General features: G+C 65.6%; 13 protein-coding genes and 2 pseudogenes. 8 read left to right on the top strand and 7 right to left on the bottom strand.

Features of this window, described 5'->3' with window-relative positions:
* The first annotated feature begins 11 nt into the window (after nucleotides 1–11).
* From ACFXHE_RS24270 to ACFXHE_RS24255, 4 genes are all read left to right on the top strand, one after another.
* Nucleotides 12–1,400 carry a purine-cytosine permease family protein gene (locus tag ACFXHE_RS24270; protein ID WP_379386494.1) on the top strand — a complete coding sequence of 463 codons (1,389 nt, stop codon included), beginning with the start codon at nucleotides 12–14 and terminating at the stop codon, nucleotides 1,398–1,400.
* Nucleotides 1,401–1,405: 5 nt separating this feature from the next.
* On the top strand, nucleotides 1,406–1,855 hold the full coding sequence (locus tag ACFXHE_RS24265; protein ID WP_354851255.1) for a nucleoside deaminase: 450 nt from the start codon (nucleotides 1,406–1,408) through the stop codon (nucleotides 1,853–1,855).
* Entirely contained in the window at nucleotides 1,852–2,811 is a 960-nt protein-coding gene (locus ACFXHE_RS24260) for an isopenicillin N synthase family dioxygenase (protein ID WP_379386492.1), read from the top strand. Before ACFXHE_RS24265 ends, ACFXHE_RS24260 begins: the two co-directional genes overlap by 4 nt.
* A 128-nt stretch (nucleotides 2,812–2,939) precedes the next feature.
* Nucleotides 2,940–3,617: an NADPH-dependent F420 reductase gene (locus ACFXHE_RS24255; protein WP_379386490.1), complete on the top strand. Its 678-nt coding sequence runs from the start codon at nucleotides 2,940–2,942 to the stop codon at nucleotides 3,615–3,617.
* A gap of 76 nt (nucleotides 3,618–3,693) precedes the next feature.
* On the opposite strand, the gene ACFXHE_RS24250 is transcribed toward ACFXHE_RS24255, so the two are convergent.
* Entirely contained in the window at nucleotides 3,694–4,056 is a 363-nt protein-coding gene (locus tag ACFXHE_RS24250) for a DUF4189 domain-containing protein (RefSeq protein WP_379386488.1), read from the bottom strand.
* A 541-nt stretch (nucleotides 4,057–4,597) separates the two neighbouring features.
* On the bottom strand, nucleotides 4,598–4,996 hold the full coding sequence (locus ACFXHE_RS24245) for a PPOX class F420-dependent oxidoreductase (protein ID WP_379386486.1): 399 nt from the start codon (nucleotides 4,994–4,996) through the stop codon (nucleotides 4,598–4,600).
* A 699-nt stretch (nucleotides 4,997–5,695) separates the two neighbouring features.
* On the opposite strand from ACFXHE_RS24245, the gene ACFXHE_RS24240 reads away from it, so the two are divergent.
* On the top strand, nucleotides 5,696–5,899 hold the full coding sequence (locus ACFXHE_RS24240) for a DUF5988 family protein (RefSeq protein ID WP_379386484.1): 204 nt from the start codon (nucleotides 5,696–5,698) through the stop codon (nucleotides 5,897–5,899).
* A gap of 533 nt (nucleotides 5,900–6,432) precedes the next feature.
* On the opposite strand, the gene ACFXHE_RS24235 is transcribed toward ACFXHE_RS24240, so the two are convergent.
* From ACFXHE_RS24235 to ACFXHE_RS24225, 3 genes are all read right to left on the bottom strand, one after another.
* Nucleotides 6,433–7,401, bottom strand: coding sequence for a zinc-dependent alcohol dehydrogenase family protein (locus tag ACFXHE_RS24235; protein ID WP_379386482.1), 969 nt, complete (start codon nucleotides 7,399–7,401; stop codon nucleotides 6,433–6,435).
* Nucleotides 7,402–7,484: 83 nt separating this feature from the next.
* Complete coding sequence (locus tag ACFXHE_RS24230; protein ID WP_379386480.1) at nucleotides 7,485–7,778, bottom strand: hypothetical protein; 294 nt, start codon at nucleotides 7,776–7,778, stop codon at nucleotides 7,485–7,487.
* Nucleotides 7,779–7,879: 101 nt separating this feature from the next.
* On the bottom strand, nucleotides 7,880–8,395 hold the full coding sequence (locus tag ACFXHE_RS24225) for a hypothetical protein (RefSeq protein ID WP_379386478.1): 516 nt from the start codon (nucleotides 8,393–8,395) through the stop codon (nucleotides 7,880–7,882).
* 312 nt (nucleotides 8,396–8,707) lie between these two features.
* Here ACFXHE_RS24225 and ACFXHE_RS24220 point away from each other — a divergent pair, with 312 nt between their 5' ends.
* The gene (locus ACFXHE_RS24220) at nucleotides 8,708–9,088 is read left to right on the top strand and encodes a hypothetical protein (protein WP_379386476.1); all 381 of its coding nucleotides are present in this window, start codon (nucleotides 8,708–8,710) and stop codon (nucleotides 9,086–9,088) included.
* Here ACFXHE_RS24220 and ACFXHE_RS24215 read toward each other — a convergent pair.
* Complete coding sequence (locus tag ACFXHE_RS24215; protein WP_379386474.1) at nucleotides 9,085–9,606, bottom strand: hypothetical protein; 522 nt, start codon at nucleotides 9,604–9,606, stop codon at nucleotides 9,085–9,087. The two genes, ACFXHE_RS24220 and ACFXHE_RS24215, sit on opposite strands and share 4 nt — an antisense overlap.
* A 294-nt stretch (nucleotides 9,607–9,900) precedes the next feature.
* Nucleotides 9,901–11,061, bottom strand: coding sequence for an IS110 family transposase (locus ACFXHE_RS24210; RefSeq protein ID WP_379386472.1), 1,161 nt, complete (start codon nucleotides 11,059–11,061; stop codon nucleotides 9,901–9,903).
* Between the two features lie 390 nt (nucleotides 11,062–11,451).
* Between ACFXHE_RS24210 and ACFXHE_RS24205 the strand changes: the two are divergent.
* Together ACFXHE_RS24205 and sigJ are read left to right on the top strand one after the other, a co-directional pair.
* A pseudogene (locus tag ACFXHE_RS24205) lies at nucleotides 11,452–12,707 on the top strand (NAD(P)/FAD-dependent oxidoreductase).
* Nucleotides 12,704–13,623 (top strand): annotated as a pseudogene (gene sigJ / locus ACFXHE_RS24200) (RNA polymerase sigma factor SigJ). Before ACFXHE_RS24205 ends, sigJ begins: the two co-directional pseudogenes overlap by 4 nt.
* Nucleotides 13,624–13,805 lie beyond the last annotated feature (182 nt).

The following is a 13,805-nucleotide window of genomic DNA, read 5'->3' as shown; positions in this document are numbered from 1 at the left end:
GGCGGAAAGCTATGACCGACACCGAGATCCGTTCCGCATACGGCGACCGCGTGATAGCCGTCGAGCCCGGCGGCGACGACTACATCCCCGAGGACGCCCGGCACGGTACGCCGCGAAAACTGTTCTGGACGTGGATGTCTCCGAACATGGAGTTCGCCACCGTCTTCGTGGGCGTGCTCGCCGTCACCGCGTACGGCATGACCTTCTGGCAGGCGAGCCTGGGCATCGTCGTGGGTACCGGGATGGGCGCGGCCGCCCACTACCTGCTGTCGGCGCGCGGGCCCCTGCACGGTGTCCCGCAAATGGTGCTGGGGCGCTTGGCCTTCGGCTATCGCGGCAACACCCTGCCCGCCGCGTTCATGTCGGTCATGTGCGGGGTCGGCTGGTTCGCCACCAACTCCGTCAGCGGCGCGTTCGCGCTGAATTCCCTGACCGGCATGCCGAAACTGACCGCGCTGCTGGTGATCGTGGTGGTGCAGACCGCCTTCGCCTTCTTCGGCCACAACCTGGTGCAGGCGGTGGAACGCATCGCCTTCCCGCTGCTGGCCATCGTGTTCGCCATCGTCACCGTGGTGATCTTCATCAAAGCCTCGCTGGGCGCACCCGCACCGGCCGGGGGCGTGGGCGGCATGGGCGGATTCCTGCTCACCGTCGGCACCGCCTTCGGTTACGGCGCGGGCTGGAATCCCTACGCGGCGGACTACTCCCGCTATCTGCCCGCGACGGTGTCACGGGCCGCGACCGGTGCGTATGCCTCGGCGGGCCTGTTTATTTCCTGTGTCTGGCTGGAGGTGGTCGGTGCGGCCTCGGCGACCGTGGCGAGCACCGCGCAGGGCAGCCCCACCGATGTGTTCACCGCCAACCTGCCCAAGCTGCTGGCGGACCTGACCCTGCTGGCCATCGCGGTGGGCGCGGTGGCCGCCAATGCGCTCAATGTCTACTCGGGCGCAATGGCTTTCGTGACCATGGGCTTCACGTTCTCGGTGCGCACGCAGCGGGCGCTGGTGTCGGCGGCCTTCGGCGTGATCGGGTTCCTGGTCGCCTGGTGGGCGCTGCCGGACGCGGCGGCCAGCTACGAGGGCTTCCTGCTCATCGTCGCGTATTGGATCGGGCCGTGGCTGGGTGTGGTGTTCGCCGACGAGTACCTGCGTCGCGGTCAGCGCATCGACCATCTGCTCTACGACCGCGACCACCGCAACTGGGCCGGCGTGGCGGCGTTCGTGGCGGGGCTGGTGGTGTCGGTGCTGCTGTTCTCCAATCAGGAGAAGTTCGTCGGCTTCGTCGCCAAGGCGGTGCCGCAGCTGGGCGACATCACCTTCTTCGTCGGCTTCGTGCTCTCCGGCGCGGCCTATCTGATCGTGAACCGGTCCCGGATCGCACGCGTCGCGGTGGCAGCATGATCGGCATGATCAACGCACAGGATCTGCTGGTCACCGCCTATGACGAGGCGCAACTCGGGCTACGGGAAGGCGGGATTCCCATCGGGGCGGCCCTGTTCGACAGCGCCGGCAACCTGCTCGGCCGCGGCCACAATCGCCGCGTCCAGAACGACGACCCCAGCGTGCACGCCGAGACCGACGCCTTCCGCAATGCCGGCCGCCGCCGCGACTACCGCGACACCATCATGGTCACCACCCTGTCCCCGTGCTGGTATTGCAGCGGCCTGGTCCGCCAGTTCGGCATCGGCGCGGTCATCGTGGGGGAGTCGCGCACCTTCACCGGCGGCCACGACTGGCTTGCCGCACACGGGGTTTCCATCACCGTGCTCGACGACCCGGCCTGCGTGGACATGATGACCCGCTTCATCGCGGAACGGCCCGAACTCTGGAACGAGGACATAGGAGTGGCGGAATGACCCCTATCGCGACCGTCGACCTGGACCGCTGGCGCGAAGGCGGCGAGACCGCGGCCACGGTGCTGCGCGAGGTGGACGCGGGCATGCAGCGCGCCGGATTCCTCCTGGTGCGCGGACATGGTGTGCCGCACGGGCTTCCGGCCGACCTGCGTGCGGCGGCCCGGCGCTTCTTCGCGCTCCCGCCGGAGGTGAAACAGCGGTACGCGGTCTCCGTCGGCGGGCGCGGCTGGATCGGTCCCGGCCTCGAGGCCAACGGCTACGCCGAGGGCACCGAGACCCCGCCGGACCTCAAGGAGACCTTCGCGATCGGCGCGGACACCCGCACCGGCGACGCCCTGATCGACACCGTGTGGTTCCTCGACAATGTGTGGCCCGAGGAGGTGGGCGAGCTGCGCGAGCTGTTCCTCGCCTACACCGCGGCCATGCGCACCCTCTCCGACGAACTGCTCGCCCTCTTCGCCGCGGCACTCGACCTGCCGCACAACCCCTTCGAGGGCCTGGCGAGCCGCCCGACCTGGACCTGCAATATCAACCGGTACCCGCCGCTGGCCGAGGTCGGCCCGCCCGAACCCGGCCAGTTCCGCATCGGTCCGCACACCGACTTCGGCACCGTCACCGTCCTCGACCGCGAACCCGGTGCGGGCGGATTGCAGGTCTACACCGAGGACGGCGGCTGGGCGGACGCGCCCTACGACCCGTCCGCCCTGACCGTGAACATCGGTGACCTGCTGGCCTATTGGAGCGGCCAGCGCTGGCCCGCGGGCCGCCACCGCGTACTCCCGCCCCAGGCGTCCGCACCCGACGAGGACCTGGTGTCGCTCATCTACTTCTACGAACTCGACCACGACGCCCGGGTGACACCCCTCGAGCCGCCCATCGGGCGGGTCTCCGGCCTGGCGCCGGTCGTCTCCGCCGAGTTCCTGCGCACCTGCCTCGACGCCATCACCCTCGGCTGAGACCACCCGGCGAGCTCCCACGGCCGTCGCGTGCCGGCGGCCGTGGGAGCGACCTGGACCCGCCCACCCGGTGACCGCCGGCGGATCTCGCGGGAACATTGCCCGCCGCGACCGCGTTACCAGCGGGCATGACGACGCTCGGATTGATCGGAAGCGGAAATATCGGCGGCACCCTGGCCCGGCTGGCTGTGGCCGCGGGAATCGATGTGGTGCTGAGCAATTCACGAGGGCCGGAGAGCCTGGCGGAGCTGGTGGCCGAACTGGGGGAGCGGGCCCGTGCCGCGACCCCGGCCGAGGCGGCCGCCGCGGGAGACATCGTGGTGGTGACGGTACCGCTCAAGGCCTATCAGCAGGTACCGGCCGATCCGCTGGTCGGCAAGGTGGTCATCGACACCAACAACTACTACCCCGGTCGCGACGGCGAATTCGCCGACCTGGACGCGGGTGTGGCCACCAGTTCCGAACTGCTGCAACGGCATCTGCCGCGCTCACGGGTCGTGAAGGCGTTCAACAACATCCTGTTCAAGCATCTGGCCGTGCTGGCCCGCCCCGCCGGGGCGGCCGATCGCACCGCGCTGCCCATCGCCGGTGACGATACCGCGGCGAAAACCGCTGCGGCGGAACTGATCAGCAGGCTCGGTTACGACACCGTCGATATCGGCTCGCTCGCCGACAGCTGGCGCACGCAACCCGAAACCCCCGTCTACGGCACGCCCTACGCTGTCGCCGCGCCGTTCTGGGAGAACGAGGCGGCCCCCGCCGATGCGGAGACGGTACTCAAGGCGGTCGAAGCCGCCGAACGCTGAAGCCCCGAAAGGGGCTCCAGCGCAAGGACTCCGGGGTCGGCCGACCATGTCAGGGCGGTCGTCCGGCTCCCCTGGGTCAGTCGTTGCAGATGGCCGTGCGCACCAGGTAGGAGTCGGAGTACCACTTGGCGGAGTTCTCGGCGTCGTCCGGCGTCGCGCCGTAGCCGCCGGTGTACTTGTTCATCGAATCCGAGAAGGCCACCGCGCCGCAGCCGGTGAAGGTGGTGACGGTCGAGCAGCTCGCCTTGGCGCACTTGTCGATGGCGGCCTGGCTCGCCGAGCCCTCGGTGTCGTAGTTCCAGGACCAGCCCAGGTCGCCGTAGTCGGACACCGCGATCGCGCCCCAGGAGCCGGGGGCGGCCTGGGCCGGGGCCGCGGGCAGCACCGCGGCGGCGGTGGCGAAGGCGAGGCCGGACAGGGCGAACAGAGTCTTGCGCATGTTGTTCCTTGCATTGATCGAACTGGCGCGCGCATCCCGGGGTGGGGTGCGCGCGCCGCTGTCGAGTCAAGATCGGCGGGCTTCGAAGACGCGTTAACCGGCAAGTGGTTGGGGCACAGCGTGTCCGGGGTTACGTGGACGGCGGAAGCGGGCTTCTTCACCGGCAAAGTCCGATGTCCGAACGGAGCCCCTTGCGGAGGACCCCTCCTGAGCGGGTTAATTGGTGTTCGAGCATTCCGCCCCCGCCGGGTCGACCTGCCCAGCGGACCGAGCGCAATCGAGTGCACTCGGCTAGGTCGTCCGGGTACCACTACAGCGGAGGTTGCCATGACCAAGAAATCGAGTGCACTGACAACAGCCCTAGCGATTGCATCCGTCATCACCGCCGGTGCGGGCGTGGCCACAGCCGAACCGGCATCTGCCCCCGTAGCGGAGCAACGGTCCGAAGCCATGGCCGGCTATTCCGCTCTCCCCTGCTTACCCTGGATCCTTCCGCCCGCCGTCAACGTCGGAGCGTTCTTGATCTGTCTTGTGTAGTGGCCTACTCGGCGCCGCGACTGATGAAGTCGAAGGATCCGCCGTCGATGCCCCAGGAGATGATCCGTTCGGGGTGAATTCGGATGACCGCGCGTTCCTGGGGCTGGAACGGGGGCTCCTCGTCATCGAGCGCCTCGGCCGTGCCGCGTACCTCGATGCCGCGAATCACATATGGCTCCAATGAAACCTGCTGGTCGACGACGAACGACACCCGGCTGCCCGCCTCGACATTGCGGTACTTTCGACTGGCACGCATCCGCATGCCCCCGATGTCGATCGTGCCGTCGGCGTTCACCCGGTAGCTGGTCGGGTTGTTCTGCACAACGCCGTCGGGCGACACCGTCGCCAGCCGACCGATCCCGGCCTCCGCGAGGAACTGCTGTTCATTGATGGTGAAGGTCATTTCAGTTACTCCTCAGTGAATTCGATATCAGGTGTGCCCCGGCGATCAGCCGGAAGTTGTTGGGTGCGGGAAGCGCAAGCTGTTGCCTGCCGCGTCCCGCCCGTCTTGCGTCGGCGGTTCAGCGGGACCGCGACATCGCGGAGGATGGCTACCCGCTCTGAGATCAAAACAGAATCAGCGCGGTACACAGTCCGGCAATGGCAATGAACAGGTGATCATGGGCATTGGAGCACTTTCGGCTTCCCTTTCCTGATGTCTAGCATGGCTAGAAACTGGAGCAACGGTAACACCCTCCTCAGCAGCTTGTCTAGCGTTGCTAGATTTCAGATCGCTACAGCGGGATTACGCTCGGATCAGCAAGCTGCACATGCCCGTTCCGGCCGAGCGGACGCTGTCGCCCGGCAAGCCGCTCACCGAACGCTGGCAGATCCTCGGCCTGCTGGTTCCGCTGGGGCTCATCGCGGTCCCGCGCCGCCTGGGCGGTCGTGGCATCACTGGGCGGCAGGTCAGACTCATCTGCCGCATCTCGCGGGTCCGAATCGGCCAGAGCGGGCGCGGCCGGCAACGAGACAGACTGCGACCCAGGACATCCTCTTCTGTCGAATGGAGGATGTGTATCGGCAGTTTTCCGTTGCCCCACTTCTGCCGTTAACTGATCGATAGAATGCCGCTGAGCTGGTCAATCAACGAGAGGAGCGCATGATGTCGACGAAGTGTTTCATCGAAGGCGGACCAGATGACATGCCCACACGAATCGTGCCGATCACGCCGCCCGGTTTCGAGGTGAAGATCGAGCGTCGTGCTGGCTACGAACATTACAAAAGCACCCCAAGGTTCACCGATACCGTCGAGGGGCGGCTGCCTGTGTACGAGTGGTTCGAACGAACCGAGATTGCGGAGTAGATATAACCGGCGCGACCGTTTGCTCGCTCGCGGCGTGAGCAACGTCCGGTCGTGCCGCATGCCGCGCTGACCGAACCGGCCAGCGCGGGGCATCGGAAGATCCCTATGTCGATTGCCGGGGTCTCGGGGCGGTCGTAGGGTCTCGAGTACCCCGGGGTGCCGGGTGTGGCTACGGAAGATCTGCCGTGGGTGGCTGACGTTGATTGGCCGCCCGGCACCCTCTCAGGACGACTCGGCTGCTGATCGAACATTGCGGACAGTCGCTGTGTAGGGGTCTGCCAGCGAGGTCGTCTGCGGGACAACGCTTTACGACGACCATGGGAGACCGAGTCGGAGCAGGCATGGGTTGGGATCGATATCGATAAACACCACCATCATGCGGTGGTGATCGACCACGACGGGCCCAGGCAGGTCGACGGGTCTTCTAGGAGCATGGCCTGCAGTGTTATGGCGATGCGGCGACGGGGATGCCGTCCATCTTCGCTCGGTGATGGGTTCGAGGGATATCCGTGCCGAGGGCGCGCTCGTCGCCTTTATCGCCCGGCCACTTTCAGCAGGATCTTGCCGCCGCGGAGGAGATGTTGTACCGCGTCCTGGATGTGCTCGAGGGGGTACACGCCCGCCACGGGGACAACGAGGGTGCCGTCGGCCACCAGCGGTGCCGCCTCGCGAATGACGGGCATCACCTTGTCGTGGTAGTCGAAGTCGCCGACAAAGAATCCGCGGACGGTGAGGTGTTTGCCGACCAGTGTCGAGGTGTCGACCCACATGGGTTCGTCCCTGGCCCAGGCATAGCTGACCAACCATCCACCGTCGGACAGCAATTCGAGCAGCCGCCCGACCCCCGGACCGCCGACGGCTTCCACTGCCAGCGCCACTCGTGCGTCGCCGATCACTGCTCGGACATCGCCGACGGCATCGGGGTCGTCGACGTGGACGACGTCGGCCCCGGCTGCTGTGAGCTCGGCGAACGTCGAGTTGTCACGGGCGAGGTTGATCGTGTTCAGTCCCCGGAGTTTGGCCAGCGCGATCAAGGATCGTCCCACGCCGGAGTTCGCGGCGTTCTGAACCACCCAGTCACCGGGGTGCAGGGGGGTGCATTCGCTGAGCATCAACCCTGCCGCCGGGGGGTTGCTGCCCAGCATCGAGTACTGCTCGATGTTGCCGCCGGCGGGGAGTGCGAACAGGCCGTCGGCGGGCACGACGAGCCGCTCACGCCACGCGCCGGCATACAGGGGTAGCACGACCAGATCGCCGACTTGAAGTCCATCGACCTCGGCGCCGGTGGCAAGAACGCGCGCGACGCCCTCTGCGCCTGGTATGTGGGGCAGGGGTGGTCGCGCCAGCATGCCGGTGACAACCAGTAGGTCGTGTTTGTTCAACGGCGAGACCTCAACGCTCAACAGAACCTCATGCGGGCCCGGTGGCGGCGGCTCCTCGATGTCGACGACGCGGAGCACCTGCGCGGGGTCGCCGAACTGTTCAATCTGGATGGCGCGCATATCAATTCCTCTCCATCGAAGGTGAGGCCGCTGTGTGAGCGGCTGCCTACCGAGCTAGGAGGAAGCAACACCCGGTGGGCGCGTCAAACCAGGCGCGTCCACCTTTCCCGCCGGAAGTATATCCGACGGGACCCCGTGGTCGATGTCCTGCAGCCAGCGGCAATCGAATCCAGAGGCCAAGTGCGGTAGGCGTGATTGAAGGTGTTGTTCCAGTCATAGCTGGTGTCCTCGTCGAAGATCAGCCTCCGCAAGGCTTCGAGCTCACCGATCTCCTCGGGCTCGCGCTCCTCGAGGTCGGCTTCGAGGTCTTCTCGGTTCTCCTCGACGATTCGGTCGAAGAGTTCACTGTCACGAGAACCGGCCGCGGCCTCGATCACGCGGCGACCTCGAAGACCAACGGGCAGAGATTATCTCGGGTAGCGCGCGGCCGTCGGCACTGCACGGTAATGCCGATGAGGCACTGAGGCGGTTCTGGTCGTCACGGGCCCGGGAACTCGAATCCCCTTGTGATAGAACTACCCTGTCCGAGCCGCAGCGATTGTCTGGTAACGCGGATGAAGTGCTCCCGAGAGCGGTGTTGCTCGTCCCGAGCGGCGATCCATTCATCATCGTCGGTTGGTGGCTGCTGGCGGGCGAAGGTGGCGCGCATGACACCGTAGTCGGCGAGGTGGAGCGCCTCAGCAGCCGACACGACACTCCTTGGTGCGATGAGGCGAAGTCGAGTAAGCACAACAGCTTGGGCGTTGTACGCGTCGTCCGTTCGCGTTCGCATCTCCGTGTACATGCTGGCGTCGTGGCCCTCGACTCGAGCAATTCGCGCGTACGCGCCGCCGCTACGGAAGCTGGCGTCCAAGTAGTCCACGTAGGTATCAATCAGAGACTCGCGCAGCCATTTTCGGTTCTCGCGACGGCCCGAGATGTACAGAGTAATACCTGCTAACGCAGCCGCTATCGATGCCGCAACTGCGCTGATTACCGAAGGCACAACGGACATGCGAACCTCCGACAAGCAAAGGATGGTCCTCTATAGGTTCGCACGCTCATGGCGCATACCGCGCTGACCGAACCGGCCAGGGCGGGGCATCGGAAGGTCAACGGGCAGAGCGCCGTACGACCACCGGCAGTGCGCGCTCATGCCGAGTTTCGGACGACCGGTGCAATCCCGCACAATCCGCTGTGGAACAGCAGTTTCACGCCAATTCCTCAGCTGTAGTGCGCGTCTAGAACGGTTGGGTTGGCAGTTCATGCGCGCATGGCAGTGTGCTCTTTTGCCGCAACCCGCGCGTTCTGACCGGCACGCGAACGCATGGACGCTGCCCGCAATCATGAAGGCCGGCTGGTGTCGTGGCAGTCCACGAAGACATGGAAGTCCGGCAACGACCCGGCGTTCATCGAGAAGATGAACCGGGTCCCGGACCTCTACGACAGTCCGCCCACCGACGGCCAGGTGATCTGCGTGGACGAGTTCGGGCCGTTGAATCTGCTGCCCCGAGCAGGCCACAGCTGGTTTGCCACTGGTCGGCCGAAACGGTTGCGGGCGATCTACCATCGCACCCAGGGTGTCCGGCATATGTTCGGTGCCCTGGACTTGCGGACCGGCCAGCTGTACCGAGTTCCGGGACTTTGCGGTCGGGTCAAAGGTCCGGAGTGCGGATCACCGACCAAACGTTGCTTGACGCGGCACTAGCGGATCTCCAACTGATAGGTGATCTCGACCCAGAAGCCGCCGGGCTCGTATTCGCCACCGAAGGTAAGGACGTAGTCGCCAGGCGCGAGATCATCGAGACGGACCCACAGACCCCAAGCTTTGGCCTTGAACCGGCCGGTGTGACCGAAGGGACCGCCCGCTGCCGCCGTGATCCGGAATGCCTTGTCGTTGGTCACTGCTCGCACAGGCAGCGGGACTCCGTTCAATGCGGCGTGACCGGACGCCGCGGGCGCCACCGGCACCTCGCCACGCGCGAATAATCCGTCCGGAACCTTCTGGAACATATTGAAAGCCGGGAAGAAGATCGGCCGGCCGTGCGGAATCGTGCACCGCCGCTCGACTCGCCCACCGAAGGTGCCTGCCAGGAACCAGACATCGGTCGGCTGATCGATCGCGGCGAACTCTCCGGTCTTGTCCACTACCGGATTCTTGGCGTTCGGCACCGACATCGCCCACTGCCACCAACGAGCTGCCAGCTCGACGTCACTACTCGCCATCTCTCTACCCCATACAACCATCGACGCGAAGAAGAGTGCGAGCCACGCCGGATCGCCCTCTTCCGAAGTGGACCTGGAGGAGGGTATACGAACCGGCCGTCTGCGCCGCTCCACGCCACCCCGGGTGACGGTTACAGCATCGACCTTTCCGGACACGGCACCAGCCGCTCGTAGGCAACGCACTCTTGTGCCGCATACCGCGCTGACCGAACCGGCCAGCGCGGGGCATCGGAAGATCAACGGGCAGAGCGCCGTGCGGCCGCCGGCAGTCCACGCTATTGGCACCCCTCTACGTCAAGACTTCGGTGTGGGTGTGGGGTTAGCCTGGATCTCGGGTCCGGGATGTGGCTTGTCCGAAGGATCGGTGTGCGGGTTGGAGCCGGTCGCGCTGGAGTCAGAAGTCGTTCCCGATTGCCCTCCCGGGCCTGCTAATTCACGACGCCGCTGATCGGCGAGCATCCGGGCGTAGACGACGTTCGACAGTCGTTGTTTGAGGGCGCGCAGCGCTTCCATCGAGGTCTTCCCGCCTGCTTTGCGGCCGTCGTAATAGAGCCGGCCTGCGGTGCGGTTGCGGAGTTGGACGATAGCCATGATGTGCAATGCTCGGTTGATCTTGCGGTTGCCGGCGCGGGAAAGCCGATGCCGTTGCTGATCACCCGACGACGCATCCAGTGGTGCGGTGCCATTCCAGGACGCGAACCGGTCCCGGGTGGCGAATCGACCGATATCGCCGGTATCAGCCGAAAGCCTTGCCGCTGAGGATGGTCCGATTCCGTGTAAGTCCATCAACGTGGAGCCGCGCTCGGTGACCAGGGCCCGCACTTCCTTGTCCGCGGCCATGGTCTTGCTGTCGATGGTTTCCAGATCCTCGATCAGCTCGGTGACCAAACGCCGCCGGATCCGGGCAGCGGCATCCTGCGGGGTGATCGTGGCGATCAGGTCACGGGCTTGGCGAGCAGACAGAAACGTCTTGGCGCCACCGGGAATCAACTCCAGCAGCAGCCGGTGCAGTCGGCACAGGGTTTCGGTGCGTGCCCGGCCGAGTTCGTCTCGGCGGTCGGCGAGCATGCCCAGGGCGATCAGTTCCGGGTCGGCTTCGACGCGTCGCAGGTTCGGTGCGTGCAGGGCGGCCAGGGCGACCGAGTGAGCGTCGACCGGGTCGGTTTTGCGGCCGTTGCCGGTGGCGAAGACCCGCACCTGCGCCGAGAGTTTCGCGGGCACGTCGATCACGGTCTCCCCGTCGCGGACCAGCCGGTGCGCCAGCTGGCGCCCGATGCCGTTGCAGCCCTCGACAGCCCAGACCCCCTCGGTGAACTGCCGTCCCGCAGAGAGTATTTCGTTGTATCCGGCGGTATCGGTGGCATACCGGCCGCCGGTCAGGACCCTTCCGGTGGCGTCGATGATGTCGATGGTGGCCGAGCGTTTGTGCGGATCCATCCCGATGATGACCCTCATCGCCGGTTCCTCCCGTGGTCGACATCGTGGTGTCGTGCGGGAGGGCACCGCTAGTTCGAGCATGGGGCAGGCCCCTCTTCAGCCACTCCCTGCACGGCACCCGATGGGAGGCAAGCCATTAGAGAGCCACACCAAAACGGACGGTGGGCAGCCGAATATTGCGAGCATCCCACCGGGCACCTGGACCAAATCCTGGCCGGGATCCGATCCTCACACCAGTCTCCAACTAGCCGAATGGCGTGCGGTTCGCAGGATTACCCGATTCAGGAGATGTGCTACTCGGCTCTTTCCGTCGAGTGCTGCATCGACCGGACGAAGCGGCCGAGGTGGGGTGGATATGACGCGTGTCACTTCATGTCAGATCTGGGTGGTGGGGCGTGTCCGGAGGGTATGACTGATTTCAACACGATCACCAAGGTTGTCGTTCTCGGCGGCGGTTACGCCGGCGCTGTGGCGGCCAATCGGTTGCGGCTACGTCGTGATGTCGAGATCACGCTGGTAAATCCGCGGCCGCAGTTCGTCGAGCGGATGCGGCTGCATCAGTTCGTGGCCGGTACCCATGAGGCCGACATCGGCTACGACACATTGCTCGGCCCGGGCGTACGGCTGGTCGTCGACCGTGCCGTCCGTATCGATACCGCCGGCCGCACCGTGGAGCTGGGTTCGGGTCGCGAGCTCGATTACGACTATCTCGTTTATGCGGTCGGCAGCACTGCGGCGATGCCCACCTCGATTCCGGGTGCGGCCGAGTATGCCTATCCCATCGCTGAATTCGAGCATGCGAAACGGCTGCGCGACGCGATCGGGGAGGTGCCCGAAGCAACGCCGATCGTCGTCGTGGGCGGCGGGCTCACCGGAATCGAGACGGCCGCCGAGCTGGTCGAGCAGGGCCGCGCCGTCACATTGGTGTGCGGAGATAAGTTGGCCGTGAGCTTGTCGAAACCGGCTCGGCGGACGGTCACGAAAACTTTGTCAACGAGATGGACAAGCTCGACGCGAATGGCTTGCCATTGAGCCGATGGGCAAAGTGGCTGACCAAGAATGGAGTCGAGATACTCGAGGATGCGCGGGTGAGTGAAGTGCGGCGTGATGCCGTCGTGCTGTCGAATGCCAGTGTGCTGCCCAGCGCGGTCACGATCTGGACCGCTGGATTCGGTGTGCCCGATCTGGCCTCGCGTAGTGGCCTGCGTACCGACGCGCTGGGCCGGTTACTCACCGATGAGACGTTGACCAGCATCGATGACGACCGCATCGTTGCTGCCGGCGACGCGTCCGCCCCGTCGAGCCGCCCACTGCGGATGAGCTGCTATGCCGCCCAGCCCTTGGGCGCCCAAGCCGCCGACAACGTGCTGGCCCGCATCGCGGGCACCGAGCCCGTCGTGTTGGATGTAGCCTTTGTGGCCTGCACCGTGGGATTGGGCCGCCGCGCCGGTGCGATGCAGTTCAGCCGTCGCGACGACACTCCCGTGAATCTGCACATCGGCGGGCGTGTGGCCGGGGTGATCAAGGAAGGGGTGGGTCTCGCGGGTCCGGTGAGTACCATCCGCAGGGAGGCCCGTAAGCCCGGTGCGATCCCGTCCTTCATGGGGCTCGGCAGGCGGAAGAACATACGAGGTGCCGAGCCGGAGGCGGTGTCGCACCCGTGACCGAGGCCGACGAGCACACTGAGCGCTTCCTGCACCTGCGACCCCTGCTGTTCACCATCGTGTATGAAATCCTCGGCTCCACAACCGATTCCGACGATGTGCTGCAAGACAGCTACCTGCGGTGGAGGCGGGTGGATCTGGCAACGGTCCGTGATACCAAGTCGTATCTCGCGCAAGTGGTGACCCGGCAGGCCCTGAATGCGTTGCGGGCCAGTGCCAGCCGCCGCGAGGAGTATGTCGGTCCGTGGTTGCCCGAGCCGTTGTTGCTCGCCGACAGTGACGCTTCCGCTGATGTCGTGCTCACCGAATCAGTGTCGATGGGGATGCTGGTGGTACTGGAAACGCTCACCCCGGCGGAACGGGCAGTGTTCGTGCTGCGCGATGTCTTCGACTTCGACTACATCGAAATCGCTTCGGCGACTGGTCAATCCATTGACGCCGTGTACCAGATGTCCCGCCGCGCCCGAATCATGTGCAGGCGCGGCGCAACCGGTTCGGTCCTGTCGACACCACCAGAGCCGCCGCGGTCGCCGAACGATTCATGTCCGCCGCGACCACCGGTGACATGGATGGCTTGCTGTCGCTTCTCGCGCCGGATATCACCTGGACCACCGACAGCGGCGGCAAGGCGACCGCGCTTCGCGAGTTGGTCATGGTCGGCGCCGAGCGTGTGGGCGCCATACTCATGGCGGTCTTCCGGTATGCCCAGCGACACCAGGACGTCCGGATCGAGGCGGTGAACTGCAACAGCCAACCCGCACTCGTCTGCCATATCGGCGACAACCTGGAAGCGGTGCTCGTGTTCGAAATCGCCGACGACAAGATCATCAACGGCTACGGCATCCGCAACCCCGACAAACTGGCAGCCCTCGACATCCCACGCGTCATCAGCCGTACCACCACACCACGACCCTGACCTCGCACACCGGACTGACGTCCGCACATGCCGCGACCCGGGCGATCAGGAGCGACCACGGCATCCGCCGGCGAACGCACCATCATGTCGAATGTCGTGTGTTCGGCGGTTACGATCCGCAGCGGTAGTTTGCTTCGCCTGAACAGGCTGGTTGCCCGTTTCGTTCACGATGACCGACAAGC

It is taken from the genome of Nocardia sp. NPDC059229 (assembly GCF_042754165.1).
Taxonomy (GTDB): domain Bacteria; phylum Actinomycetota; class Actinomycetes; order Mycobacteriales; family Mycobacteriaceae; genus Nocardia.
The sequence above is the reverse complement of the archived record's forward strand: the minus strand, read 5'-3'. Positions and strand labels throughout refer to the sequence as shown.

What these genes read in the sequence shown, in the direction of transcription:
- ACFXHE_RS24270 (WP_379386494.1), top strand. Translation starts at nt 12, where the DNA reads ATGACCGACACCGAGATCCGTTCCGCATACGGCGACCGCGTGATAGCC.
- ACFXHE_RS24265 (WP_354851255.1), top strand. Translation starts at nt 1,406, where the DNA reads ATGATCAACGCACAGGATCTGCTGGTCACCGCCTATGACGAGGCGCAA.
- ACFXHE_RS24260 (WP_379386492.1), top strand. Translation starts at nt 1,852, where the DNA reads ATGACCCCTATCGCGACCGTCGACCTGGACCGCTGGCGCGAAGGCGGC.
- ACFXHE_RS24255 (WP_379386490.1), top strand. Translation starts at nt 2,940, where the DNA reads ATGACGACGCTCGGATTGATCGGAAGCGGAAATATCGGCGGCACCCTG.
- ACFXHE_RS24250 (WP_379386488.1), bottom strand. Translation starts at nt 4,056, where the DNA reads ATGCGCAAGACTCTGTTCGCCCTGTCCGGCCTCGCCTTCGCCACCGCC.
- ACFXHE_RS24245 (WP_379386486.1), bottom strand. Translation starts at nt 4,996, where the DNA reads ATGACCTTCACCATCAATGAACAGCAGTTCCTCGCGGAGGCCGGGATC.
- ACFXHE_RS24240 (WP_379386484.1), top strand. Translation starts at nt 5,696, where the DNA reads ATGATGTCGACGAAGTGTTTCATCGAAGGCGGACCAGATGACATGCCC.
- ACFXHE_RS24235 (WP_379386482.1), bottom strand. Translation starts at nt 7,401, where the DNA reads ATGCGCGCCATCCAGATTGAACAGTTCGGCGACCCCGCGCAGGTGCTC.
- ACFXHE_RS24225 (WP_379386478.1), bottom strand. Translation starts at nt 8,395, where the DNA reads ATGTCCGTTGTGCCTTCGGTAATCAGCGCAGTTGCGGCATCGATAGCG.
- ACFXHE_RS24220 (WP_379386476.1), top strand. Translation starts at nt 8,708, where the DNA reads ATGGACGCTGCCCGCAATCATGAAGGCCGGCTGGTGTCGTGGCAGTCC.
- ACFXHE_RS24215 (WP_379386474.1), bottom strand. Translation starts at nt 9,606, where the DNA reads ATGGCGAGTAGTGACGTCGAGCTGGCAGCTCGTTGGTGGCAGTGGGCG.
- ACFXHE_RS24210 (WP_379386472.1), bottom strand. Translation starts at nt 11,061, where the DNA reads ATGAGGGTCATCATCGGGATGGATCCGCACAAACGCTCGGCCACCATC.